The organism is Roseateles sp. UC29_93, from assembly GCF_042695725.1.
In the GTDB taxonomy this organism is placed as follows: Bacteria; Pseudomonadota; Gammaproteobacteria; order Burkholderiales; family Burkholderiaceae_C; genus Roseateles; species Roseateles noduli_A.
Genome location: NZ_CP170545.1, coordinates 2,247,885 through 2,272,065, shown reverse-complemented (window position 1 = coordinate 2,272,065; position 24,181 = coordinate 2,247,885). Strand labels below are relative to the sequence as shown.

Below are 24,181 nucleotides of genomic sequence, written 5' to 3'. Positions count from 1 at the left end.
GGCGCCAACGCCCGGTTGGCATGACGTTTGCGTCAGGGTTTTCCAGGTCCCGCCGTGATCCACGAGATCGGTCGGGATGCCGTAGACCCTCGCCCTGGAGTTCCCGCACATGCATGTCGCCCTCAGTCCCACGGCCGTTCACGCTCGAGCCCCTCGCGCCCTCAATCCGCTGGCCAGCGATGCCGCCGCGTCGCAGCACCTGCAACGCGCGCCGATGGAGGTCGTCAAGCTGACCTCTCGCGATCTGCAGTGGCTGCCCGCCCTGACGAACCTGCTGATCGACAACGTCCACCTCGGCGCCACGCTGGGCTTCCTGGCCCCGCTGTCGCGCTACCAGGCGCTGGACTACTGGCACGGTGTCTTCGCGCGACTGGGCCAGCACCACATGCTGTGGATCGCCTGCGAATCGGAAGGTCCGGGCCGTCTGCTGGGCGCCGTGCAGCTGTCGCTGTGCCCGCTGGCGAATGCGCACCACCGTGGGGAAGTCCAACGGCTGATGGTGCACAGCCAGGAACGCAGCCGCGGCGTGGCCGGACAGCTGATGTCGCGCCTGGAGTGCGCGGCGGCGACGCAGGGCCGATTCCTGCTGCAACTCGAGACCTGCGCGGACTCGCAGGCGGAAGCGGTGTTCGCGCATCTCGGCTGGCAGCGCGCCGGCCAGATCCCGGATCACTGCCACGGCGCCGAGGGCCAGCTGCAGGCCGCCGCGCTGTACTACAAGCGCCTGCCGCATCTGGTCTGAGCTTCCCGCGCCAGCGCACGGACGCCGGCGCCCGGCGCCCGGCGTCCTCGTGCGCCCGACCGGCAGCGCGTGCGTCAGCGCCCTGCCAGCAGGCCCGCGAGCAGCGCTTCGATGCGCTTCGCTCGCGTGGCAACGCCGCCCAGCGCGGCGAGCCCGCCCTGCTCCAGCATCACCAGGCCATGCAGCCCCGCCCAGAGCGCCGCGGCGCGCGGCACCGGCAACGCCGCGGGGGCGATCAATCCGTCCAGGCCCGCGATCAGCGATTCGCGCAGGGCGACCGGCGTGTCGAGCATCAGCAGCCGGTAGTCGTGCGGGTGCTGCAACCCCCAGTTCACGAAGGCCCGCGCCACGGCGGCGGCCTCGCCGCCTGAGGCGGCTCCGTCCGCCGCGCCTTGCAAGCGCGTGAGCAGCGTGCGCAGGCTGTCCTCGGCCAGGCGCGCGAGCAGTTCCCCCTTGTCGTGGAAGAAGCTGTAGAGCGTCGCATGCGAGTAGCCCACCGCCGCGCCGACTTCGCGCAGCGTGAGCGCGTCGGCGCCGCGCTCCGCAAACAGCTCGCGCGCCGCGGCCAGGATCCCGGCCTCCAGCGCGAGCTTGTGCGCGGCGCGCCGCTGCTGGGAGGCGGTCTGCGGCACATCCGCATCGTCACCGAGACCCAGGGCGGCCTCGCCGTCGAGGTCGCCCTCGTTCAACGCCTTTCGTTGCGCCTGACGCTTGAGTGGACCTTCCGGCTTGGCCACCTTCTGTCGCACGCGCGGCTGGGGCTTCGCCTGCGGTCTCGCATCGGCCGAACCATCCGGCCGGTCCTGCACGACGCCCGACGTGTTGTGCAGGCCTTTCGGACCGCTCGGACGCGGGTCCGGCATCGGCGCGCGGCTGCCACTTGTGGATTTGCTAACCATTGGTTAGTATTTGATCAACGGTTTGAATGAAGACTGGACGATGCCACAAAACCCTGCGATTGACCATGCCGACGCACCCTTCGCCTTGCCGGTGGTGGAGGCAGTCTCCGTCGCTCACCCCGATGCGGTGCTGCTGATGCATCAGCTCAACCAACGGTTGGCATCGCTCAGCGGCGACTCCGGCGCCAGCAGTTTCGAAGCAGGCTCGATGCCGACCGGGCGGTCGGTGTTCCTGGTTGCGCGAGGCGCCGACGGCGCCCTCCTCGGCTGCGGCGCGATCCGCCCGCTCGCGCAGGCTGGCGTGGCGCCGGTGGCCGAGCTCAAGCGGATGTTCGCCCGCGACGGCACCCGCGGTGTCGGTGCCGCGCTGCTGGCCGCGCTGGAGCGGGAAGCCCTCGCCATGGGTTATCGCGCGTTGTGGCTGGAGACCCGTCGCGTCAACGGGCGCGCGCTGCGCTTCTATCGGCGGCACGGCTATTCCGACATTCCCAACTACGGCAGCTACGTCGGCCGCGAGGAGGCGGTGTGCCTCGGCAAGCCGCTGCGCCACGCTGCCGCCCCATCCTTGAACAAGGAAGCCTCATGGATCTGATCGAACTGCGCGGCACCGACCGCGACTGGATGCCGGCGCTCGGCGAGCTGTTCTTCGACGTCATCGATGGCGGCGGCTCGCTGGGGTTCCTGGAGGACGTCGACGAGGCGCAGATGCGCGAGTACTGGGAAGGCGTGTTCGAGCAGCTCGGACCGCGCCATCGCCTGTGGATCGTGCGGGAAGGCGACCGGGTGCTCGGGACGGTGCAGCTGGCGATCTGCGGCAAACCCAATCAGCGCCATCGTGCGGACGTGATGAAGCTGATGGTCCACCGCGACGCGCGGCGACGTGGCCTCGCCGTCCAGTTGATGGCCACGCTGGAACGGACCGCGCGCGACGCGGGCCTCACCTTGCTGACCCTGGACACGGAAGCCCAGTCCGCCGCGGAGACCTTCTACCAGTCGCAAGGCTTCCAGCGCACCGGCGAGATTCCGTGCTTCGCCGCCAACCCACGCGGCGAACTGCAAGCCACCGCGCTGTACTGGAAGCGGCTGGACTGAGCGCTGGTCAGCGCATCAGCGCATCAGCGCCTCAACGCATCAACGCGACAAGCGCATCAGCTTGCCGCCATCGGTCACCGTCAGCAGTGCGCCATCGCGCGCCTGGATCACGTCGCGGAAGCGTTCGCCGAGATCTCCGAACATCTTCTCCTTGCCGCTCACCGTGTCGCCGTTCAGCGCGATGCGCCACAGCGCGGTGCCCGCCAGCGAGCCCGAGATCAACTGCCCGCGCCACTCCGGGAACATGCTGCCCGTGTAGAAGACGAGCCCGGCCGGCGCGACCGAGATCGGCGTCCAGGTCGTCAGCGGCTCGACATAGGTCGGCGCATGCGTGCCGCCGCCGATGCGGCAGGCGTCGCCGACCGGCGAGCCGTAGTCGCAGCCGTAGCTCTTGATCGGCCAGCCGTAGTTCTGGCCGGCGCGCGCGATGTTGACCTCGTCGCCGCCTTGCGGTCCGTGCTCGGTGATCCACAGCTCGCCGGTCTGCGGATGCAGCACGGCGCCCTGGATGTTGCGGTGGCCGTAGCTCCAGATGCCCGGCTTGGCGCCCGCCGCGAAGCTCGGGTTGTCCGCCGGGATGCTGCCGTCGCGGTTCACGCGGATCACCTTGCCCAGCGTCTGCTGCAGGTCCTGCGACGGGCTGCCCTTCATGCGCTCGCCGGTCGTGATGTAGAGCGTCTTGTCGCGCGCGAAGACGAGCCGTGAGCCGTAGTGCCCCGTGCCGTCGACCTTGGGGGATTGGCGGAAGATCACCTGCACGCCGGTGAGCGCGTCGCCCTCCAGCCGGCCGCGCGCGACCGAGGTGCCGGCCTTGCCGGACTCGGCGCCGGTGCCCGGCTCCGAGTAGGAGAAGTAGACCCAGTTGCTGCCGGCGGTCGCGAAGTCCGGGTCGATCGTGATGCCCAGCAGCCCGCCCTGGCCGCTGTCCAGCACCTTGGGCACGCCGGCGACGGTCGCCTCGGTCTTGCCGGCCGCGGACAGCCGCACGATCGTGCCGCCCTTCTGCGTCACCAGCAGCCGGCCGTCCGGCAGCTGCGCCAGGCCCCAGGGACGGTCGAGCGTGCTGTTCAGCGTCTGCATCGAAGGCGCCGCCGCGCCGCCGCCGGGCTGGGTCGGCGCGGCGGTGTCATCCCCGCCGCCGCCGCCACCGCAGGCCGTGGCCGCCATCGCGACGGCCAGTGTCGACATCCATTCCGCCACGCTCATGTCCGTTCTCCTTGTTGCCTGCCGCTCGTGCCGGTGTCACGACACCGTGAAGGCGGCCAGTCTAGGCCGCGCTCGCAACGGAGTTGCAAGCGGATGAAATCGGCGTCTCCGGACGCTCCCGCGACACGGGCAATCACCATGCGCGCCCGGAACCGGCCCGGATGCCCCTGCTTGTGCAGGCCCTGCGCTTCCTCTACGCTGGCCGCAGTCCGGCTCCAGACCCACGTCCAACTCTTGCCTGAGAGGAACGAGCCATGTCCCCCACTCCCTCCCCCGACACGGAAGGCGCCCCCGCGGGCAGCCCAGGCGGCGCCGCGGTGGCCCGGCATCCCGGCATCGCGGCGATCCGCACCCTCGTGCTGGCCGGCCCGGCCGGCGCCGGCAAGACCACGCTGGCCGAGGCCCTGCTGTTGAAAGCTGGCGCCATCAAGACCGCCGGCAGCATCGAGAAAGGCAGCACGGTCAGCGACCACGATCCACTCGAGCGGCGGATGCTGCATTCGCTGCAGGCCTCGCAGATGCACATCACGCACGAGGGCCTGCGCATCCACCTGCTCGACACGCCGGGCGCGCCCGATTTCATCGGCCAGGCGTTGCCGGCGCTCGAGGCGGTGGAAACGGTCGCCGTCGTCATCAACGCGCAGAACGGCCTCGAGCTGATGGTCCAACGGATGATGGACGCGGCGGCGGGGCGCGACCTCACGCGGCTGATCATCGTCAACAAGATCGATGCGCCGGGTGTCGACGCGCAGGCGCTGCTCGGGCAGCTGCAAGCGGCCTTCGGGCGGGAGTGCCTGCCGCTGAACCTGCCCGCCGCGGGCGGCGCGCGGGTGCAGGACTGCTTCTTCGGCTGCAGCGGGGAGAGCGACTTCGGCTCGGTCGAGGCGGCGCATCGCGCGCTGGTGGAGCAGGTCGTCGAGGTCGATCCGGACTTCGTCGACCGCTACCTCAACGACGGCGACGTGCCCGCCACCGAGCTGCATGCCCCGCTGGAGCAGGCCTTCCGCGAGGGTCACCTGATCCCCGTGTGCTTCGTGTCCGCGCGCACCGGCGCGGGCGTGGCGGAACTGCTCGACGTGATCGAGAAGCTGCTGCCCAACCCCTATGAGGCGAACCCGCCGCAGTTCATGCGACGCGAAGGCGACGAGGCGGAACCGCTGATCGTCGCGATGGATCCGGCGCAGCACGTCGTCGCGCATGTCTTCAAGATCCAGTCCGACCCCTACCTCGGCAAGCTCGCGATGCTGCGCGTCCATCAGGGCACGCTGAGGAAGAACGCCCAGCTGTTCGTCGGCCACGCGCGCAAGGCGGTGCGGGTCGCCCATCTGTTCATGCTGCAGGGCAAGGAGCACGTCGAGATCGAGCAGGCGCTGCCCGGCGACCTGTGCGCGCTGGCCAAGATCGACGAGTTGCACTACGACGCGGTGCTGCACGACGCGCAGGAAGACGAGCATCTGCACCTGGCGCCGATCGCATTGCCGACGCCGGTGCACGGCGTGGCGATCCGACCCAGCCGGCATGGCGACGAGCAGCGGCTGTGGGAGGTCCTGGCGCGCCTGGTCGAGGAGGACCCGTGCCTGCGCCTGGAACGTGGTGGTCAGGAGGAGGGACTCGGCCCGCAAGGCGGCGAGACGCTCGTCTACGGACTGGGAGAGTTGCACCTGCGGGTGCTGCTGGACCGACTCAAGGAGACCTACAAGTTCGACGTCCAGACCCAACCGCCACGGATCGCGTATCGCGAAACGATCTCGGCGAAAGCCGAGGGGCATTACCGCCATAAGAAGCAGACCGGCGGCGCAGGGCAGTTCGGCGAGGTGTGGCTGCGCATCGAGCCGCTGGAGCGCGGCGCAGGCTTCGAGTTCCGCGACGAGGTCAAGGGCGGGACGATCCCCGGCCAGTTCATGCCGGCGGTCGAGAAAGGCGTGCGGCAGGCGCTGGCGCAGGGCGTCGTGGCCGGATATCCGGTCGTCGACCTGCGGGTGACGGTCTTCGACGGCAAGCACCATTCGGTCGACTCCAAGGAGATCGCCTTCATCACGGCGAGCAAGAAGGCGCTGATCGCGGCGGTCCGCGAAGCGCGACCCGTGGTGCTGGAGCCGATCGTGCAGGTCGAGATCAGCGCGCCCGAGAACGCGACCGGCGACATCACCGGCGATCTGGCGTCGCGGCGAGGTCAGGTACTCGGGACGCGCAGCAGCGTGCCTGGACTGATCGGCGTCGACGGGCTGGCGCCACTGGCCGAGCTCAGCGCGTACCAGAACCGGCTCAACGCGATGACGAGCGGCCAGGGGCGCTACACGATGGTGCTGTCCCACTACGAGGCGGTGCCCCCCAATACACAGGCCCAGTTGGTGGCCGGCTACCACCTGAAGGAGGAGGAGTAGCCCCGCTCCCCTCACCGTAGCGCTACCACGCCGATGGGCACGGCGCTGGCCCCGGGGTGGGGGCCGGGCGCTTGTGAACGAAGCTTTATCATTGGGGGATGTGTTCCGCCCACCGAGACGTCGCGCAGATCCGCCTGGACAACGCGATGCGCTTGTTCGACGAGTTTGTCTCCGCGACGATCAAACATCCCGATGCCGCCGCCCTGCGCGGCCTTGAGCGCCGTTTTGCCGAGCGCCTGCAGATCCAGCCCAGCTACTGGAGCCAGATCAAGAGCCGTTCGCGGCAGATCGGAGAGCGGCTGGCCCGCCAGTTCGAACAGTTGACCCACAAGCCCAACGGCTGGATGGACCAGGAACACGGCCCGCTCGGCACCGCCGCGCCGGTGGCCGGCGGTACCTCGCAGAGCAACACGGCTTTATCAAGCGCAAGCCGGCCAGGTGCGGCGGACAACTCCCCCAGCCTGCCGCAGGACGACGACGAGCGCTTCATCGTCGGTCTGGTGCTGACCTACTACCGGCGCCATCCGCAACGGGCGCGCACGCGCCTGCTGGATCTGCTGGGCGAGGTGCTCACCCCACCCGCGCCGAATGCGCCGCCAGTGCCGGCGCCCAAGGCCGCTGCGCCAGCGGCCTCCGACGTCGACGACTGGCACAAGCTGCAGCGGAGCATCGCACCGCTGAAGTCCAAGAAGCGCTGACGCGCTTCTTCCGCACGCCCCAATCCTGCACACGCCACGCCGACCCGGTGGGCGCCAGCCTGGGCGCGTCCCGTCGCCCAGGGACAACGTCTGATGAAAAGCTCTTGCGCTTGATAATCAGATGTTTATCATCTGCGCAACTTTTGAGCCCCCGCCGCAACGGCCGCGCTGTCTGGCGCCGTTCCGGGACCGAGGCGCTCACGCTGTCGACCCCTTTCCGTCCCCTTTCGTCTGTCATCACAGGAGGCTGCCATGGCCCAGTTCACCACTCCCCGTCCGCGTCTCGCAATGACCCTGCGCAAGCCGCGCAATCCCTTCGTGGCCCTGAGCCACGGCCGTTCCGCGGGCCGTCACGGCCCCGGCACCGGCGGCCGCCGCCAGCAGGAACAGCAGGCCCTGAAACGCGCGCTTCAGCGGCACGACGACTTCAGCCCTTGAAAGGGTAGCCTCCGACGGAACGGGATGTCCTCCCGGTCCGGCGCAGGCCGCCCCGGGAGACAAGAAATGCAAGAGATCACCTTGATGCCAGGCCGCATGCACGGTCTGGTCCGCCAGCAGAGCCTCCGGGGCTGGCTGGCGATCCTGCTGCTCAGCGCCGGCGGGCGCCTGATCAGTTGGGCCTGGCACGTCGCTCCGGCGGCGCGTCGGGAAGCACCGGCCGAAGGGCTCGAGTTCCACGCCGATGCCGATGGCGCCGGCCGGATCTACGTCGACGGCCAACTGCAGGGCACCCTCGCGGGTGTGCAACGGCTGTGATGCCGGTCTGGCTCGCGGTCGCCGTGGCCGCGGTGGGGATCAAGCTCGCCGGCGCCGAGCCGATATACGATGAACAACGTTCACCGTGCATCGCCGCCCACGCGACGACCCCGCTTCATGACCCAGAGCGCTCCGCCCGCTGCGTCTGCCCCGTCCGGGAGCGCGCCGGGGAATCCGCCGATTCCCTCGCCGCCTCCGGCGCCGCGGCCGCCGTTCCAGCCGCTGACCCGGCCCTTGCCGGATCTGGCGGCGTGGACGGCCCGCTTTCGCGACATGGAGATCCCGGTGCTGGCCAGCACGGCCGAGCAACTGGAGCTCTGGCGCGCGAATGAAGACGCGGTCGACGCGCACCTGCTCGGCGAGTTCCTGAGCAAGGACCCGCTGATGACGCTCAAGCTGCTGGCGCATGCCGCGTCGCAGCGCTCCAGCCGGCTGCTGACCGACACCGAGACGGTCACGGCCGCGCTGGTGTTGATGGGCATCACCCCCTTCTTCAAGGCCTTCGGCGAGCAGCCGACGGTCGAGCAGCGTCTGGCAGACCGACCGGACGCGCTGGCCGGCGTGCAGCGCGTGCTGCACCGCGCCGAGCGCGCGGCCCGCTTCGCATTGGGATTCGCCGCCCACCGCGCCGATCCCGACGCCGCCGTCATCCACAGCGCCGCGCTGCTCCACGACTTCTCCGAGATGCTGCTGTGGTGCGAGGCGCCGGACCTCGCGCTCGAGATCCGGCGCCGTCAGGAGGCCGACCCGACGCTGCGCAGCGTCGCGGCGCAGCGCGCGGTGCTCAACGTGGAACTCGGCGATCTGGAACAGGCCTTGATGCGCACCTGGCGGCTGCCGGAGCTGCTCGCCCACATCGTCGACGACAAGAAGGTCCACGACCCGCAGGTCCGCAGCGTGATGCTGGCGGTCCGCCTGGCGCGACACACCGCGCAGAGCTGGGAGAACCCGGCCGTGCCGGACGATCTCATCGAGATCGGCCAGCTGATGAGCCTCTCTCCCGCCCATACGCTGAAACTCGTCCACGAGGTCGACGGCGTCATCTGACCCCCGCGCCCGGTTACGCTGTCCGCTTCGCAGGAACGCGGACACCGCGCGAGGAGACAACATGGCCGGCCCCGATCAAGCGTTCTGGCAACAGCGGTTCGAGACCGGTCAGACCGGCTGGGACCGCGGCAGCGCGCATCCGCAACTGGCGGCCTGGATGGGCGAAGGTCTGCTCGGCAAGGGCCAGCGCATCGTGGTGCCAGGCTGCGGCCGCGGCCACGAACTGGCCGTGCTGGCGCAGGCGGGGCTCGACGTGACCGGCCTGGACTACACACCGGCGGCCGTCGAGTGCGCGCGCGCCAAGCTCAAGGAAGCGCACCTGCCGGGCCGGGTCGAACAGGCGGACGTGCTGGCCTGGCGTCCGGATCAGCCGCTCGACCTGGTCTACGAGCAGACCTGCCTCTGCGCCCTGCACCCCGATCAATGGACGACCTACGCCGAGCAGTTGCAGCGCTGGCTCAAGCCGGGAGGGCGGCTGCTGGGCCTGTTCATGCAAGCGCGGCGCGAGGAGTCCGAGCTCGGCCAGGTCGTCGGCCCGCCGTACCACTGCGACATCAACGCGGTGAGGGCCCTGTTCCCGCTCTCGCTTTGGAAGTGGCCCGCGCCGCCCTACCTGCAACGCCCCCACGAGCGGGGGTGGTTCGAACTGGCGGTGGTGCTGGAACGCCGCTGACGGCTCCGACTCACACCGGCAAGGCCGTCGTGTTCTTCAACCGGTCCAGCACGAAGCTCGTCTTGCAGTCCTGCACGCTGGGATGACGCAACAGGGTGTCGCTGATGAAGCGCGCGTAGTGGCTCATGTCCTCGACAAGCACACGCAGCAGGTAATCCATCTCCCCCGTCAGGGCGGCGCACTCCACCACTTCGGGCCAGGTCTGGACCGCGGCGCGGAAGAGGTCCATCGGCGTGCGCTTGTGGCTCTCCGTGTGCTTCTCCAGTCGGACGTTGATGTAGGCCGTCAGCCCCAGCCCCACCCGCTCCGGATTCACCAGCGCCACGTAGGCGGTGATCACGCCGCCCTCTTCCAGCCTCCGGACCCGCCGCAGCACCGCGGACGACGACAGGTTGACCTGCGCCGCCAGCGCGTCGTAGGTCATGCGGCCATCCGCCTGGAGGGCGTGGAGGATGCGTCGGTCGATCGCATCGAGCTCGATCTGCTTGTCCATGTCGGGATTCTTGCAGGATTCCTGCGCCTCACCCCGCGAGGACGACGTGGATCGCAGAATTCCTGCGCCCCCCACCTTCTACAGTGACGCCATCGCATTTCTGACCAGATCCCCTTGACCGGGTATTGGAGACAAACATGGCATTCACCCCCTGGGACAACCCGATGGGCACCGACGGCTTCGAGTTCATCGAATTCGCCGCGCCCGATCCCGCCGCGCTCGGCGCGCTGTTCACCTCGATGGGCTTCGTCGCCGTCGCGCGCCACCGCCACAAGAACGTGACGCTGTATCGCCAGGGCGATGTGAACTTCATCATTAACGCCGAGCAGGACGCCTTCGCACAGCGCTTCGCGCGCCTGCACGGACCGTCGATCTGCGCGATCGCGTTCCGCGTCAAGGACGCCGCCTCCGCATACCGCCGCGCGCTGGAACTGGGCGCCTGGGGCTTCGACAACAAGGCCGGCCCGATGGAACTGAACATCCCGGCGATCAAGGGCATCGGCGACTCGCTGATCTACTTCGTCGACCGCTGGCAAGGCAAGAACGGCGCGGCCGCCGGCGAGATCGGCAACATCAGCATCTACGACGTCGACTTCGTTCCGCTGCTGGACGCGGAAGGCAAGGCGGTGCAGTCGACGCCCAAGGGGCATGGCCTGACCTACATCGATCACCTGACCCACAACGTCTTCCGCGGACGCATGAAGGAATGGGCTGAGTTCTACGAGCGACTGTTCAACTTCCGCGAGGTCCGCTATTTCGACATCGAGGGCAAGCTGACCGGCCTGAAGTCCAAGGCGATGACCAGCCCTTGCGGCAAGATCCGCATCCCGATCAACGAGAGCAGCGACGACAAGAGCCAGATCGCGGAATACCTGGACCTGTATCACGGCGAAGGCATCCAGCACGTGGCACTGGGCACCGACGACATCTACAGCAGCATCGAAGGCATGCGGGGGACCGGCGTGGTCTTCCAGGACACGATCGAGACCTACTACGACCTGGTGTCGAAGCGCCTGCCCGAGCACGGCGAAAACCTCGACGAGTTGCGCCGCCTGCGCATCCTGATCGATGGCGCCGCGCATCAGGGCGCGCCGCACGAGTTGCTGCTGCAGATCTTCACCAAGGAGGTGATCGGCCCGATCTTCTTCGAGATCATTCAGCGCAAGGGCAACGAAGGCTTCGGCGAGGGCAACTTCAAGGCGCTGTTCGAAAGCATCGAGCTCGACCAGATCCGCCGCGGCGTGCTCAAGGCCGACGCCTGATCTTTGCCTGACTCAGCCCGCCCGGCTCGCCCTTTCGGGTGCACGCTGGGCGGGCGCTTCGAGCAACTGCATCGCCCGTTCGAAGGCCTGCGGCTCGAACACCAGTTGCAGATGTCCCCGCGCCGGGAGGTGCAGGACGCGGGCGCCGGGCAGGATGGCGGTTTCCGCCGGGAACACGATCTGGTCGCAGTGCCCGTAGAGGCAATCGAAATGACCTGCCAGCTGTGCAGGCTCCTCGCGCGCCATCTGATTCAGCCATTCCGAATCGCCGCGCATCTGGCGGGCGTTTTCGGTGGTCCCGAGTTTCGCCAGCAGCGTGCCGTGATGCGGGGTGCCCAGCGTCAGGATGCGATGGATGCGGTCAAAGGCGTGGCCCTGGCTGCGCCACCAGGCGCGAGCGCTCAATCCGCCCATGCTGTGCGCGACGATCAACGGCGCCTGCCCCGTGCACGCCTGCAGCGCGTGCATAGCCGCGTCGATCTGAGGCGCGTAACGATCGATCGAGCCAAATGCCGGCTCCTGGGTGATGGCGACGAAGGGAATGCCGCGCTTGCGCAGCGCCTTCATCCATCCGTTCCACAAGCCGCGATTGCAGCCATAGCCGTGCAGGAGCACGACGCCGCGCTGCCCTCGTCCCTGCGCGGCGTCGGGGATGAAGTCGGGCTCCTGGTGCTCTGCCCACGGTTGCTGCCAGCTGAACACCTTGGTCACCACGACGACTTCGCGCCACCATGCGTGCAGCAGGTCGCCGAGCGGCGCGGTCGGGAGCCCCGGCGCCGGCGGTATGACGCGCAGAACCAGGAACTGCGGCAGCATCGTCAAAGGGGGCCCCAGCACGAACAGCGCGAGGACGGAAAGACCGATCCATGGCGTCCAGAGAACGGCCGCCCACGCGGACAGCAGCGGTCCGACGATCCAGCGAAACAGGGAAGTGAGGCGCTGCAGCCTGCCGTTCATCCGGGCTCCCGGGCAAAGCATTGAGTGTAGAGGTGGGTTCGGCGTCGCCGGGAGTTCGGAAAATTCTGCGGCGGCGTGCACCGCCCCTCGGATCACCCACGTTGTCCCTCACGTGACGCGTCGGCCTAGGGCATCCCCGCTACGACGAGACCGCGTCAGCCGCCAGCATCGGCAGTTCCTCGGGGGCCAGCCCCCTCCCCAACATCAAGAACGCGACGAGGAGACATGACCGCAACCCACACCGACAAGCCTTGGCTCAAGAACTATCCGCCAGGCGTTCCTGCCGAGATCCCCGTCGATGTCTATCCCTCGCTGGTAGCCCTGCTGGAGGAGGCCTTCCGCAAGCACGCGCGCCGCGATGCGGCCGCCTGCATGGATCAGCGCCTGACCTTCGCGCAGGTCGATGAGCTCTCGACCGCATTGGGCGCCTGGTTGCAGCACCGCGGTCTGGCGCGGGGTGCTCGCGTCGCCATCATGATGCCGAACGTGCTGCAGTACATGGTGACGATCGCCGCGATCCTGCGCGCAGGCTACGTCGTCGTGAACGTCAATCCGTTGTACACGCCTCGCGAGCTCGAGCATCAGCTGAAAGACTCCGGCGCCGAGGCGATCATCGTCCTCGAGAACTTTGCCAAGACGTTGTCGGAGGTCATCGACCGAACGCAGGTGAAGCACGTGGTGCTCACCGGCTTGGGCGACATGCTCGGTTGGTGGCGCGGGCCACTGATCAACTTCGCGGTTCGACATGTCAAGAAGATGGTGCCGGAATTCCGCCTGCCATTGACCGGCGGCCGTAGCGTCACGCGCTTCAACAAGGCGCTTGCGGAAGGCGCAGGCCAGCCGCTGAGGCCGGTGCAGGTGGGCGCCGAGGATCCCGCGTTCCTGCAGTACACCGGCGGCACGACCGGCCTGTCCAAGGGGGCGACGCTGCTGCATCGAAATGTCGTGGCCAACATCCTGCAGAGCGAGGCGTGGTTCGCGCCGATGCTCAACAAGCTGGGCGACAAGCCGCTGACCATCGTCTGCGCGCTGCCGCTGTATCACATCTTCGCGCTGACGGCGTGCTACATGCTGGGCGCGCGGATGGGGATCATGAATCTGCTGATTCCCAATCCGCGCGACATTCCAGGGCTGATCGCCACGCTTCGCAACTACCGCGTGAACATGTTCCCCGCGGTCAATACGCTGTTCAACGCCTTGGCGAACGACCCCGCCTTCGCCAAGCTGGACTTCAGCGAACTGGTGATCTCGAACGGCGGTGGCATGGCAGTGCAGCAGGCCACGGCGGAGAAATGGGCTCGCATCACCGGCTGTCCTGTCGTCGAAGGTTATGGTCTCTCGGAGACGTCTCCTGTCGCGACGGTCAACCGCCTCGACCTGGATCAGTTCAACGGCTCGATCGGGCTGCCTGTTCCCAATACCGAGATTGCCATCCGCGACGACGACGGGAATGACGTGCCATTGGGGCAGCGCGGAGAGATCTGCATCCGCGGGCCTCAAGTCATGGCCGGTTACTGGAATCGCCCGGACGACACCGCACAGGCAATCGGCCAGGACGGATTCTTCAAGACCGGCGACATCGGCGTCATGGACGCCGAAGGCTTCACGCGCATCGTAGATCGCAAGAAGGACATGATCCTTGTCAGCGGGTTCAACGTATATCCCACCGAGATTGAACAGGTGGTCAATCTGCATCCCGGCGTCATGGAATGCGCTGCGATCGGAGTTCCCGATCAGCATTCAGGTGAGGCGGTGAAGCTTTTCGTCATCAAGAAGGATTCGGCGCTCGCGGAAGAGGACTTGTCCGCCTACTGCCATAAGCAACTGACCGGCTACAAACGTCCGAAGTACATCGAGTTCCGCGATGAGCTGCCCAAGACGAATGTCGGCAAGATCCTCCGGCGCGAGTTGCGCCAGTAGCAGTTCGATTGGACTTGGCGAGACGCGGGGCGATGGGCCACCTGAACCTTCCTGCCGGCATGACAGTGCTGGAGCGCGGATGGCTTTCCTCCAACAACATCCTGCTTCATGGCGCGACACGTGAGGAAGGTGCGGTCTTGGTAGATACCGGGTACTCATCCCATCGTGAACAAACGCTCGCACTGATCGCGGAATCACTCCGGCCGGGTGAAAAGCTCCGGCTAATCGCCAATAGTCACTTGCACTCGGATCATTGCGGTGGAAACGCGGCCCTCTCGGCGAGGTATCGTTGCCCAGTTTTTGATCCCCCCGGGCGAATTCTCGGCGATCTTGGCCTGGGACGAGGCCGCACTCAGTTTTCGCGCCACTGGCCAATACTGTGAACAGTTCAGCCCCACGGGCAAGCTGATTCCCGGCGAAGCCTTGTACCAAGGTGGGCACGAATGGCAGATTCATTCGGCACCAGGCCATGATCCTCACTCGGTGATCCTTTTTGAGCCAGAGAACCGGACACTGATCTCGGCTGACGCGTTGTGGGAACGGGGTTTCGGCATTGTGTTTCCGGAGCTCGACGGCGAACACGCGTTCGCGCACGTGGGCGCGACGCTAGACCTCATCGAATCGCTCGACCCTCGAATCGTTATCCCGGGTCATGGCTCGCCATTTAAAGATGCACAAGCCGCCCTGAGCTCTGCACGCGGAAGACTCGAGTATTTCCAGCGCGAGCCTCGAAAACACGCCATGCATGCGGCTAAGGCACTGACGGTCTTCCACATGCTCGAAGCTCAAGCCTGCCCAACGGAGGACTTGGTCGAGTGGCTGACGAGCACCCCTATCCTGGTCCAGACCTGGAGACGGTTCTTTGACTCGGATCCGCTACATGGTTGGGCAGCGGAGTTGGTGCAGAACCTCGTACTTGGCGGCGCCTTGCAACAGGACTCGACGCCAATTCGAACAATCTCAGCTGCGAGCGGTTGAAGTCGGAAATTGCTTCCGGAAAAGGCAAAACCCCTCGACCATGGCTGATCGAGGGGTTTGGCGGGGTATTAGCCTGACGATGACCTACTTTCACACGGGAATCCGCACTATCATCGGCGCTGAGTCGTTTCACGGTCCTGTTCGGGATGGGAAGGGGTGGGACCGACTCGCTATGGTCATCAGGCTTGACTGGTTGGCTTGCTGAGGAACTCAGCAGGCCCAATTCGGTAGAGTCAAATCAGCTTGGTTTGATTGCGTCTTCAGGTTTGAAGAACGGTTTTGATCGGGCATTCCCAGCATGAGCGGGATGCGCGTCGATCTGCGTGACCACTCACCTTGACGTTTTGAGTGTCAAAGTTATAGGGTCAAGCCTCACGGGCAATTAGTACTGGTTAGCTAACGCATTACTGCGCTTCCACACCCAGCCTATCAACGTCCTGGTCTTGAACGACCCTTCAGGGGGCTCTAGGCCCCGGCAAGACTCATCTTGAGACGAGTTTCCCGCTTAGATGCTTTCAGCGGTTATCTCTTCCGCACTTAGCTACTCGGCGATGCCACTGGCGTGACAACCGATACACCAGAGGTGCGTCCACTCCGGTCCTCTCGTACTAGGAGCAGGCTCTCTCAATCTTGCAGCGCCCACGGAAGATAGGGACCAAACTGTCTCACGACGTTTTAAACCCAGCTCACGTACCTCTTTAAATGGCGAACAGCCATACCCTTGGGACCGGCTACAGCCCCAGGATGAGATGAGCCGACATCGAGGTGCCAAACACCGCCGTCGATATGAACTCTTGGGCGGTATCAGCCTGTTATCCCCAGAGTACCTTTTATCCGTTGAGCGATGGCCCTTCCATACAGAACCACCGGATCACTTTGTCCTACTTTCGTACCTGCTCGACTTGTCAGTCTCGCAGTCAAGCACGCTTATGCCAATGCACTATCAACACGATTTCCGACCGTATTTAGCGTACCTTCGAACTCCTCCGTTACACTTTGGGAGGAGACCGCCCCAGTCAAACTGCCCACCATACACTGTCCCCAACCCGGATAACGGGCCAAGGTTAGAACCTCAAACACACCAGGGTGGTATTTCAACGTTGGCTCCACCTGATCTAGCGACCAGGTTTCAAAGCCTCCCACCTATCCTACACAGATCTGTTCAAAGTCCAATGTAAAGCTACAGTAAAGGTTCATGGGGTCTTTCCGTCTTTCCGCGGGGAGATTGCATCATCACAAACATTTCAACTTCGCTGAGTCTCTGGAGGAGACAGTGTGGCCATCATTACTCCATTCGTGCAGGTCGGAACTTACCCGACAAGGAATTTCGCTACCTTAGGACCGTTATAGTTACGGCCGCCGTTTACTGGGACTTCAGTCAAGAGCTTGCACCCCATCATTTAATCTTCCAGCACCGGGCAGGAGTCACACCCTATACGTCGACTTTCGTCTTTGCAGAGTGCTGTGTTTTTAATAAACAGTTGCAGCCACCGATTCTCTGCGGCCTCATTGGGCTAACCAAGTAAATGGATCACCTACTAAAGGCACACCTTCTTCCGAAGTTACGGTGTCAATTTGCCGAGTTCCTTCTCCAGAGTTCTCTCAAGCGCCTTAGAATACTCATCTCGCGCACCAGTGTCGGTTTGCGGTACGGTCGTCAATAGCTGAAGCTTAGTGGCTTTTCCTGGAAGCAGGGTATCACTCACTTCGTCTGCAAGCAGACTCGTTATCACCCCTCATCTAAGCCCGGCGGATTTGCCTACCAGGCACGACTACAGGCTTGAACCGGGACATCCAACACCCGGCTGAGCTAACCTTCTCCGTCCCCACATCGCACTATTGATCGGTACAGGAATATTGACCTGTTTCCCATCAGCTACGCATCTCTGCCTCGCCTTAGGGGCCGACTCACCCTACGCCGATGAACGTTGCGTAGGAAACCTTGCGCTTTCGGCGAGGGGGCTTTTCACCCCCTTTAACGCTACTCATGTCAGCATTCGCACTTCTGATACCTCCAGCAGGCCTCACGACCCACCTTCACAGGCGTACAGAACGCTCTCCTACCACGCACAGTAAACTGTGCATCCGCAGCTTCGGTAACTGGCTTAGCCCCGTTACATCTTCCGCGCAGGACGACTCGATCAGTGAGCTATTACGCTTTCTTTAAATGATGGCTGCTTCTAAGCCAACATCCTGACTGTTTTAGCCTTCCCACTTCGTTTCCCACTTAGCCAATTTTAGGGACCTTAGCTGGCGGTCTGGGTTGTTTCCCTCTTGAGTCCGGACGTTAGCACCCGGTGCTCTGTCTCCCAAGCTGTACTCTTCGGTATTCGGAGTTTGCATAGGTTTGGTAAGTCGCCATGACCCCCTAGCCTAAACAGTGCTCTACCCCCGAAGGTAATACTTGAGGCACTACCTAAATAGTTTTCGGAGAGAACCAGCTATCTCCAGGTTTGTTTAGCCTTTCACCCCTATCCACAGCTCATCCGCTAGTTTTGCAACACTAGTCGGTTCGGACCTCCAGCACCTGTTACGGTACCTTCATCCTGGCCATGGATAGATCACCTGGTTTCGGGTCTACACCCAGCGACTAAATCGCCCTATTCGGACTCGATTTCTCTACGGCTACCCTATTCGGTTAACCTCGCCACTGAATGTAAGTCGCTGACCCATTATACAAAAGGTACGCAGTCACCCTTGCGGGCTCCTACTTTTTGTATGCATGCGGTTTCAGGATCTATTTCACTCCCCTCCCGGGGTTCTTTTCGCCTTTCCCTCACGGTACTTGTTCACTATCGGTCGATTACGAGTATTTAGCCTTGGAGGATGGTCCCCCCATATTCAGACAGGATTTCACGTGTCCCGCCCTACTCTATTCGTGCCTAGTTCCACAATCGACATTTCTCATACGGGGCTATCACCCGCTATGGCCGGACTTTCCATTCCGTTCTGATATGCCAACTGCTAAAACACGAGGGCTACTCCGATTTCGCTCGCCACTACTTTCGGAATCTCGGTTGATGTCTTTTCCTCGAGCTACTGAGATGTTTCAGTTCACCCGGTTCGCCTCGCACACCTATGTATTCAGTGTGCGATACCTCTAAACGAGGTGGGTTTCCCCATTCGGAAATCTCCGGATCAAAGCTTATTTGCCAGCTCCCCGAAGCTTATCGCAGGCTATCACGTCCTTCGTCGCCTGTAATCGCCAAGGCATCCACCACATGCACTTAGTCACTTGACCCTATAACTTTGACATCCGCAGATGTCGTCAAGGACAGATGCTCAACAACTTGAGCATTTATTTGAGTATCACGCGTTCGCCGTTCTTCAATTTCTACTCTTTTCAGAGTTGAAGTTTGTTGACGCAATCAAATGTCGCTGGCGGCACGGTGCCGGTCACCCCTTTACGAGTGCCAAGCTTTCCGCCAGCAACGCTGATTCGACTCTACGAATTGTTAAAGAACAACAGCCGACTAAAAAGTCGAGACTGGCAAACCACAACGTCATGCTTGACGCTGTGGTTTGCCACCCTTGTGAAGTGATTGGTGGAGGATGACGGGATCGAACCGACGACCCCCTGCTTGCAAAGCAGGTGCTCTCCCAGCTGAGCTAATCCCCCAAGATCTTGACGATCCTCGTGGTGGGTCTGGCTGGATTCGAACCAGCGACCCCCCGCCTTATCAAGACGGTGCTCTAACCGACTGAGCTACAGACCCACGCGTTTCATGCGTGCTCCTGTATCGCGCCAACCGGCAAGGCCAGCTCGCCAGGCTCACGCGTTTTCTCACTCACTGTTGTGTGTCTACAGCCGATAAGTGTGGGCGCGCTGAACTCGCATTTTTCGACTCGACTCTCCCGAGCTGCCTAGGCAACCCGACGGTCTCATCATTCTCTAGAAAGGAGGTGATCCAGCCGCACCTTCCGATACGGCTACCTTGTTACGACTTCACCCCAGTCACGAACCCTGCCGTGGTAATCGCCCCCCTTGCGGTTAGGCTAACTACTTCTGGCAGAACCCGCTCCCATGGTGTGACGGGCGGTGTGTACAAGACCCGGGAACGTATTCACCGCGGCAAGCTGATCCGCGATTACTAGCGATTCCGACTTCACGCAGTCGAGTTGCAGACTGCGATCCGGACTACGACCGGGTTTCTGGGATTAGCTCCCCCTCGCGGGTTGGCAGCCCTCTGTCCCGGCCATTGTATGACGTGTGTAGCCCTACCCATAAGGGCCATGATGACCTGACGTCATCCCCACCTTCCTCCGGTTTGTCACCGGCAGTCTCATTAGAGTGCCCTTTCGTAGCAACTAATGACAAGGGTTGCGCTCGTTGCGGGACTTAACCCAACATCTCACGACACGAGCTGACGACGGCCATGCAGCACCTGTGTCCAGGTTCTCTTTCGAGCACTCCCACATCTCTGCAGGATTCCTGGCATGTCAAGGGTAGGTAAGGTTTTTCGCGTTGCATCGAATTAAACCACATCATCCACCGCTTGTGCGGGTCCCCGTCAATTCCTTTGAGTTTCAACCTTGCGGCCGTACTCCCCAGGCGGTCAACTTCACGCGTTAGCTACGTTACTGAGAAGAAACCCTCCCAACAACCAGTTGACATCGTTTAGGGCGTGGACTACCAGGGTATCTAATCCTGTTTGCTCCCCACGCTTTCGTGCATGAGCGTCAGTACAGGTCCAGGGGATTGCCTTCGCCATCGGTGTTCCTCCGCATATCTACGCATTTCACTGCTACACGCGGAATTCCATCCCCCTCTACCGTACTCTAGCCATGCAGTCACAAATGCAGTTCCCAGGTTGAGCCCGGGTATTTCACATCTGTCTTGCATAACCGCCTGCGCACGCTTTACGCCCAGTAATTCCGATTAACGCTTGCACCCTACGTATTACCGCGGCTGCTGGCACGTAGTTAGCCGGTGCTTATTCTTCAGGTACCGTCATGAACCCCCAGTATTAGTAGGAGTCTTTTCTTCCCTGACAAAAGCGGTTTACAACCCGAAGGCCTTCTTCCCGCACGCGGCATGGCTGGATCAGGGTTGCCCCCATTGTCCAAAATTCCCCACTGCTGCCTCCCGTAGGAGTCTGGGCCGTGTCTCAGTCCCAGTGTGGCTGGTCGTCCTCTCAGACCAGCTACAGATCGTCGGCTTGGTAGGCCTTTACCCCACCAACTACCTAATCTGATATCGGCCGCTCCAATTGCGCGAGGTCTTGCGATCCCCCGCTTTCACCCTCAGGTCGTATGCGGTATTAGCTGCTCTTTCGAGCAGTTATCCCCCACAACTGGGCACGTTCCGATATATTACTCACCCGTTCGCCACTCGTCGCCAGGTTGCCCCGCGTTACCGTTCGACTTGCATGTGTAAGGCATGCCGCCAGCGTTCAATCTGAGCCAGGATCAAACTCTACAGTTCGATCTTGAATAAACTCAACGGAATCGAACAAAGACTACTTTCATAGCTTCATTCATATCTTCCGTGAGCATCTAGCGATTTAACCTTCTCAGGTCGCTCGTCCAGACGCCCACGCTTATCGGCTGTAAATTCTTAAAGAACATCGAAGCAGCTTTCGCCTCAGGCTTTCCGCCTTGCTTCGTCGCACCGCTGATTTGTCGTCAGCAGCGCAGAGATGAGACTATAAACGAGTTCGTTTGAACTTGTCAAGCGTCTTTCACGATCATTCTCATGATCTGATCGACACCGCCTCAGCTCCAGAGATCAACGCTCCGCGAAGCGCTGATCTCTGCAAGCAGAGAAAGGAACGCCCGGTCATCCGACCGGGCGTCTCCGGATATTAGCCTGACGATGACCTACTTTCACACGGGAATCCGCACTATCATCGGCGCTGAGTCGTTTCACGGTCCTGTTCGGGATGGGAAGGGGTGGGACCGACTCGCTATGGTCATCAGGCTTGACTGGTTGGCTTGCTGAGGAACTCAGCAGGCCCAATTCGGTAGAGTCAAATCAGCTTGGTTTGATTGCGTCTTCAGGTTTGAAGAACGGTTTTGATCGGGCATTCCCAGCATGAGCGGGATGCGCGTCGATCTGCGTGACCACTCACCTTGACGTTTTGAGTGTCAAAGTTATAGGGTCAAGCCTCACGGGCAATTAGTACTGGTTAGCTTAACGCATTACTGCGCTTCCACACCCAGCCTATCAACGTCCTGGTCTTGAACGACCCTTCAGGGGGCTCTAGGCCCCGGCAAGACTCATCTTGAGACGAGTTTCCCGCTTAGATGCTTTCAGCGGTTATCTCTTCCGCACTTAGCTACTCGGCGATGCCACTGGCGTGACAACCGATACACCAGAGGTGCGTCCACTCCGGTCCTCTCGTACTAGGAGCAGGCTCTCTCAATCTTGCAGCGCCCACGGAAGATAGGGACCAAACTGTCTCACGACGTTTTAAACCCAGCTCACGTACCTCTTTAAATGGCGAACAGCCATACCCTTGGGACCGGCTACAGCCCCAGGATGAGATGAGCCGACATCGAGGTGCCAAACACCGCCGTCGATATGAACTCTTGGGCGGTATCAGCCTGTTATCCCCAGAGTACCTTTTATCCGTTGAGCGATGGCCCTTCCATACAGAACCACCGGATCACTTTGTCCTACTTTCGTACCTGCTCGACTTGTCAGTCTCGCAGTCAAGCACGCTTATGCCAATGCACTATCAACACGATTTCCGACCGTATTTAGCGTACCTTCGAACTCCTCCGTTACACTTTGGGAGGAGACCGCCCCAGTCAAACTGCCCACCATACACTGTCCCCAACCCGGATAACGGGCCAAGGTTAGAACCTCAAACACACCAGGGTGGTATTTCAACGTTGGCTCCACCTGATCTAGCGACCAGGTTTCAAAGCCTCCCACCTATCCTACACAGATCTGTTCAAAGTCCAATGTAAAGCTACAGTAAAGGTTCATGGGGTCTTTCCGTCTTTCCGCGGGGAGATTGCATCATCACAAACATTTCAACTTCGCTGAGTCTCTGGAGGAGACAGTGTGGCCATCATTACTCCATTCGTGCAGGTCGGAACTTACCCGACAAGGAATTTCGCTACCTTAGGACCGTTATAGTTACGGCCGCCGTTTACTGGGACTTCAGTCAAGAGCTTGCACCCCATCATTTAATCTTCCAGCACCGGGCAGGAGTCACACCCTATACGTCGACTTTCGTCTTTGCAGAGTGCTGTGTTTTTAATAAACAGTTGCAGCCACCGATTCTCTGCGGCCTCATTGGGCTAACCAAGTAAATGGATCACCTACTAAAGGCACACCTTCTTCCGAAGTTACGGTGTCAATTTGCCGAGTTCCTTCTCCAGAGTTCTCTCAAGCGCCTTAGAATACTCATCTCGCGCACCAGTGTCGGTTTGCGGTACGGTCGTCAATAGCTGAAGCTTAGTGGCTTTTCCTGGAAGCAGGGTATCACTCACTTCGTCTGCAAGCAGACTCGTTATCACCCCTCATCTAAGCCCGGCGGATTTGCCTACCAGGCACGACTACAGGCTTGAACCGGGACATCCAACACCCGGCTGAGCTAACCTTCTCCGTCCCCACATCGCACTATTGATCGGTACAGGAATATTGACCTGTTTCCCATCAGCTACGCATCTCTGCCTCGCCTTAGGGGCCGACTCACCCTACGCCGATGAACGTTGCGTAGGAAACCTTGCGCTTTCGGCGAGGGGGCTTTTCACCCCCTTTAACGCTACTCATGTCAGCATTCGCACTTCTGATACCTCCAGCAGGCCTCACGACCCACCTTCACAGGCGTACAGAACGCTCTCCTACCACGCACAGTAAACTGTGCATCCGCAGCTTCGGTAACTGGCTTAGCCCCGTTACATCTTCCGCGCAGGACGACTCGATCAGTGAGCTATTACGCTTTCTTTAAATGATGGCTGCTTCTAAGCCAACATCCTGACTGTTTTAGCCTTCCCACTTCGTTTCCCACTTAGCCAATTTTAGGGACCTTAGCTGGCGGTCTGGGTTGTTTCCCTCTTGAGTCCGGACGTTAGCACCCGGTGCTCTGTCTCCCAAGCTGTACTCTTCGGTATTCGGAGTTTGCATAGGTTTGGTAAGTCGCCATGACCCCCTAGCCTAAACAGTGCTCTACCCCCGAAGGTAATACTTGAGGCACTACCTAAATAGTTTTCGGAGAGAACCAGCTATCTCCAGGTTTGTTTAGCCTTTCACCCCTATCCACAGCTCATCCGCTAGTTTTGCAACACTAGTCGGTTCGGACCTCCAGCACCTGTTACGGTACCTTCATCCTGGCCATGGATAGATCACCTGGTTTCGGGTCTACACCCAGCGACTAAATCGCCCTATTCGGACTCGATTTCTCTACGGCTACCCTATTCGGTTAACCTCGCCACTGAATGTAAGTCGCTGACCCATTATACAAAAGGTACGCAGTCACCCTTGCGGGCTCCTACTTTTTGTATGCATGCGGTTTCAGGATCTATTTCACTCCCCTCCCGGGGTTCTTTTCGCCTTTCCCTCACGGTACTTGTTCACTATCGGTCGATTACGAGTATTTAGCCTTGGAGGATGGTCCCCCCATATTCAGACAGGATTTCACGTGTCCCGCCCTACTCTATTCGTGCCTAGTTCCACAATCGACATTTCTCATACGGGGCTATCACCCGCTATGGCCGGACTTTCCATTCCGTTCTGATATGCCAACTGCTAAAACACGAGGGCTACTCCGATTTCGCTCGCCACTACTTTCGGAATCTCGGTTGATGTCTTTTCCTCGAGCTACTGAGATGTTTCAGTTCACCCGGTTCGCCTCGCACACCTATGTATTCAGTGTGCGATACCTCTAAACGAGGTGGGTTTCCCCATTCGGAAATCTCCGGATCAAAGCTTATTTGCCAGCTCCCCGAAGCTTATCGCAGGCTATCACGTCCTTCGTCGCCTGTAATCGCCAAGGCATCCACCACATGCACTTAGTCACTTGACCCTATAACTTTGACATCCGCAGATGTCGTCAAGGACAGATGCTCAACAACTTGAGCATTTATTTGAGTATCACGCGTTCGCCGTTCTTCAATTTCTA

The 24,181-nt window shown here is 61.9% G+C and carries 15 protein-coding genes, 2 tRNA genes, 5 rRNA genes and 1 pseudogene; 12 read left to right on the top strand and 11 right to left on the bottom strand.

Annotated features, from left to right (window positions below):
• Window positions 1-109: 109 nt before the first annotated feature.
• Window positions 110-742: a GNAT family N-acetyltransferase gene (locus tag ACFJIX_RS10575; protein WP_377159765.1), complete on the top strand. Its 633-nt coding sequence runs from the start codon at window positions 110-112 to the stop codon at window positions 740-742.
• A 74-nt stretch (window positions 743-816) separates the two neighbouring features.
• On the opposite strand, the gene ACFJIX_RS10570 is transcribed toward ACFJIX_RS10575, so the two are convergent.
• The gene (locus ACFJIX_RS10570) at window positions 817-1,605 is read right to left on the bottom strand and encodes a TetR/AcrR family transcriptional regulator (protein ID WP_377159763.1); all 789 of its coding nucleotides are present in this window, start codon (window positions 1,603-1,605) and stop codon (window positions 817-819) included.
• Between the two features lie 58 nt (window positions 1,606-1,663).
• Between ACFJIX_RS10570 and ACFJIX_RS10565 the strand changes: the two genes are divergently transcribed.
• Both ACFJIX_RS10565 and ACFJIX_RS10560 read left to right on the top strand, forming a co-directional pair.
• Window positions 1,664-2,233, top strand: coding sequence for a GNAT family N-acetyltransferase (locus tag ACFJIX_RS10565; RefSeq protein WP_377159761.1), 570 nt, complete (start codon window positions 1,664-1,666; stop codon window positions 2,231-2,233).
• The gene (locus tag ACFJIX_RS10560) at window positions 2,224-2,733 is read left to right on the top strand and encodes a GNAT family N-acetyltransferase (RefSeq protein WP_377159759.1); all 510 of its coding nucleotides are present in this window, start codon (window positions 2,224-2,226) and stop codon (window positions 2,731-2,733) included. The genes ACFJIX_RS10565 and ACFJIX_RS10560 overlap by 10 nt, the downstream gene beginning before the upstream one ends.
• Window positions 2,734-2,772: 39 nt before the next feature.
• On the opposite strand, the gene ACFJIX_RS10555 is transcribed toward ACFJIX_RS10560, so the two are convergent.
• Window positions 2,773-3,939, bottom strand: a complete 1,167-nt coding sequence (locus ACFJIX_RS10555) for a PQQ-dependent sugar dehydrogenase (protein WP_377159757.1) — start codon at window positions 3,937-3,939, stop codon at window positions 2,773-2,775.
• 254 nt (window positions 3,940-4,193) lie between these two features.
• On the opposite strand from ACFJIX_RS10555, the gene fusA reads away from it, so the two are divergent.
• The 6 genes from fusA to ACFJIX_RS10525 all read left to right on the top strand — a co-directional run bounded on the left by fusA (window position 4,194) and on the right by ACFJIX_RS10525 (window position 9,497).
• On the top strand, window positions 4,194-6,323 hold the full coding sequence (gene fusA, locus ACFJIX_RS10550) for an elongation factor G (RefSeq protein WP_377159755.1): 2,130 nt from the start codon (window positions 4,194-4,196) through the stop codon (window positions 6,321-6,323).
• Between the two features lie 98 nt (window positions 6,324-6,421).
• Window positions 6,422-7,021: a hypothetical protein gene (locus tag ACFJIX_RS10545; protein WP_377159753.1), complete on the top strand. Its 600-nt coding sequence runs from the start codon at window positions 6,422-6,424 to the stop codon at window positions 7,019-7,021.
• Window positions 7,022-7,273: 252 nt separating this feature from the next.
• Window positions 7,274-7,459, top strand: coding sequence for a hypothetical protein (locus ACFJIX_RS10540; protein WP_377159751.1), 186 nt, complete (start codon window positions 7,274-7,276; stop codon window positions 7,457-7,459).
• Between the two features lie 66 nt (window positions 7,460-7,525).
• The gene (locus ACFJIX_RS10535) at window positions 7,526-7,777 is read left to right on the top strand and encodes a hypothetical protein (RefSeq protein WP_377159749.1); all 252 of its coding nucleotides are present in this window, start codon (window positions 7,526-7,528) and stop codon (window positions 7,775-7,777) included.
• 117 nt (window positions 7,778-7,894) lie between these two features.
• Entirely contained in the window at window positions 7,895-8,824 is a 930-nt protein-coding gene (locus ACFJIX_RS10530) for an HDOD domain-containing protein (RefSeq protein ID WP_377159747.1), read from the top strand.
• Window positions 8,825-8,885: 61 nt separating this feature from the next.
• Entirely contained in the window at window positions 8,886-9,497 is a 612-nt protein-coding gene (locus ACFJIX_RS10525) for a methyltransferase domain-containing protein (RefSeq protein WP_377159745.1), read from the top strand.
• A 10-nt stretch (window positions 9,498-9,507) separates the two neighbouring features.
• Here ACFJIX_RS10525 and ACFJIX_RS10520 read toward each other — a convergent pair whose 3' ends face one another.
• Window positions 9,508-9,990, bottom strand: a complete 483-nt coding sequence (locus ACFJIX_RS10520) for an Lrp/AsnC family transcriptional regulator (protein ID WP_088407753.1) — start codon at window positions 9,988-9,990, stop codon at window positions 9,508-9,510.
• 137 nt (window positions 9,991-10,127) lie between these two features.
• Between ACFJIX_RS10520 and hppD the strand changes: the two genes are divergently transcribed.
• A complete protein-coding gene (gene hppD / locus ACFJIX_RS10515) occupies window positions 10,128-11,252 on the top strand; it encodes a 4-hydroxyphenylpyruvate dioxygenase (RefSeq protein WP_377159743.1) in 1,125 nt (374 codons plus the stop codon).
• 12 nt (window positions 11,253-11,264) lie between these two features.
• Here hppD and ACFJIX_RS10510 read toward each other — a convergent pair whose 3' ends face one another.
• Complete coding sequence (locus tag ACFJIX_RS10510; RefSeq protein WP_377159741.1) at window positions 11,265-12,209, bottom strand: esterase/lipase family protein; 945 nt, start codon at window positions 12,207-12,209, stop codon at window positions 11,265-11,267.
• Between the two features lie 225 nt (window positions 12,210-12,434).
• Between ACFJIX_RS10510 and ACFJIX_RS10505 the strand changes: the two genes are divergently transcribed.
• Both ACFJIX_RS10505 and ACFJIX_RS10500 read left to right on the top strand, forming a co-directional pair.
• Window positions 12,435-14,129, top strand: a complete 1,695-nt coding sequence (locus tag ACFJIX_RS10505; protein WP_377159739.1) for a long-chain-fatty-acid--CoA ligase — start codon at window positions 12,435-12,437, stop codon at window positions 14,127-14,129.
• A gap of 32 nt (window positions 14,130-14,161) precedes the next feature.
• A pseudogene (locus ACFJIX_RS10500) lies at window positions 14,162-15,107 on the top strand (MBL fold metallo-hydrolase).
• Window positions 15,108-15,178: 71 nt separating this feature from the next.
• Here the strand turns inward: ACFJIX_RS10500 and rrf (ACFJIX_RS10495) are convergent.
• The 7 genes from rrf (ACFJIX_RS10495) to ACFJIX_RS10465 form a co-directional block, all read right to left on the bottom strand.
• Window positions 15,179-15,291 (bottom strand): 5S ribosomal RNA (rrf, locus tag ACFJIX_RS10495).
• 177 nt (window positions 15,292-15,468) lie between these two features.
• A 23S ribosomal RNA gene (locus ACFJIX_RS10490) occupies window positions 15,469-18,348 on the bottom strand.
• A gap of 302 nt (window positions 18,349-18,650) precedes the next feature.
• Window positions 18,651-18,726: transfer RNA gene (locus tag ACFJIX_RS10485), tRNA-Ala, on the bottom strand.
• A 19-nt stretch (window positions 18,727-18,745) separates the two neighbouring features.
• A tRNA-Ile gene (locus ACFJIX_RS10480) sits at window positions 18,746-18,823 on the bottom strand.
• A 180-nt stretch (window positions 18,824-19,003) separates the two neighbouring features.
• Window positions 19,004-20,532 (bottom strand): 16S ribosomal RNA (locus ACFJIX_RS10475).
• Between the two features lie 382 nt (window positions 20,533-20,914).
• Window positions 20,915-21,027, bottom strand: a 5S ribosomal RNA gene (gene rrf, locus ACFJIX_RS10470).
• A gap of 177 nt (window positions 21,028-21,204) precedes the next feature.
• Window positions 21,205-24,085 (bottom strand): 23S ribosomal RNA (locus ACFJIX_RS10465).
• The 16S, 23S and 5S rRNA genes sit together here with 2 tRNA genes alongside, the layout of an rRNA operon.
• Window positions 24,086-24,181 lie beyond the last annotated feature (96 nt).

Excerpts from the sequence above, each read along its gene's own strand:
- ACFJIX_RS10520 (WP_088407753.1), bottom strand. The coding sequence starts at position 9,990 with ATGGACAAGCAGATCGAGCTCGATGCGATCGACCGACGCATCCTCCAC.
- ACFJIX_RS10575 (WP_377159765.1), top strand. The coding sequence starts at position 110 with ATGCATGTCGCCCTCAGTCCCACGGCCGTTCACGCTCGAGCCCCTCGC.
- hppD (WP_377159743.1), top strand. The coding sequence starts at position 10,128 with ATGGCATTCACCCCCTGGGACAACCCGATGGGCACCGACGGCTTCGAG.
- ACFJIX_RS10560 (WP_377159759.1), top strand. The coding sequence starts at position 2,224 with ATGGATCTGATCGAACTGCGCGGCACCGACCGCGACTGGATGCCGGCG.
- ACFJIX_RS10510 (WP_377159741.1), bottom strand. The coding sequence starts at position 12,209 with ATGAACGGCAGGCTGCAGCGCCTCACTTCCCTGTTTCGCTGGATCGTC.
- ACFJIX_RS10535 (WP_377159749.1), top strand. The coding sequence starts at position 7,526 with ATGCAAGAGATCACCTTGATGCCAGGCCGCATGCACGGTCTGGTCCGC.
- ACFJIX_RS10530 (WP_377159747.1), top strand. The coding sequence starts at position 7,895 with ATGACCCAGAGCGCTCCGCCCGCTGCGTCTGCCCCGTCCGGGAGCGCG.
- ACFJIX_RS10540 (WP_377159751.1), top strand. The coding sequence starts at position 7,274 with ATGGCCCAGTTCACCACTCCCCGTCCGCGTCTCGCAATGACCCTGCGC.
- ACFJIX_RS10570 (WP_377159763.1), bottom strand. The coding sequence starts at position 1,605 with ATGCCGGACCCGCGTCCGAGCGGTCCGAAAGGCCTGCACAACACGTCG.
- ACFJIX_RS10505 (WP_377159739.1), top strand. The coding sequence starts at position 12,435 with ATGACCGCAACCCACACCGACAAGCCTTGGCTCAAGAACTATCCGCCA.
- ACFJIX_RS10555 (WP_377159757.1), bottom strand. The coding sequence starts at position 3,939 with ATGAGCGTGGCGGAATGGATGTCGACACTGGCCGTCGCGATGGCGGCC.
- ACFJIX_RS10525 (WP_377159745.1), top strand. The coding sequence starts at position 8,886 with ATGGCCGGCCCCGATCAAGCGTTCTGGCAACAGCGGTTCGAGACCGGT.
- fusA (WP_377159755.1), top strand. The coding sequence starts at position 4,194 with ATGTCCCCCACTCCCTCCCCCGACACGGAAGGCGCCCCCGCGGGCAGC.
- ACFJIX_RS10545 (WP_377159753.1), top strand. The coding sequence starts at position 6,422 with ATGTGTTCCGCCCACCGAGACGTCGCGCAGATCCGCCTGGACAACGCG.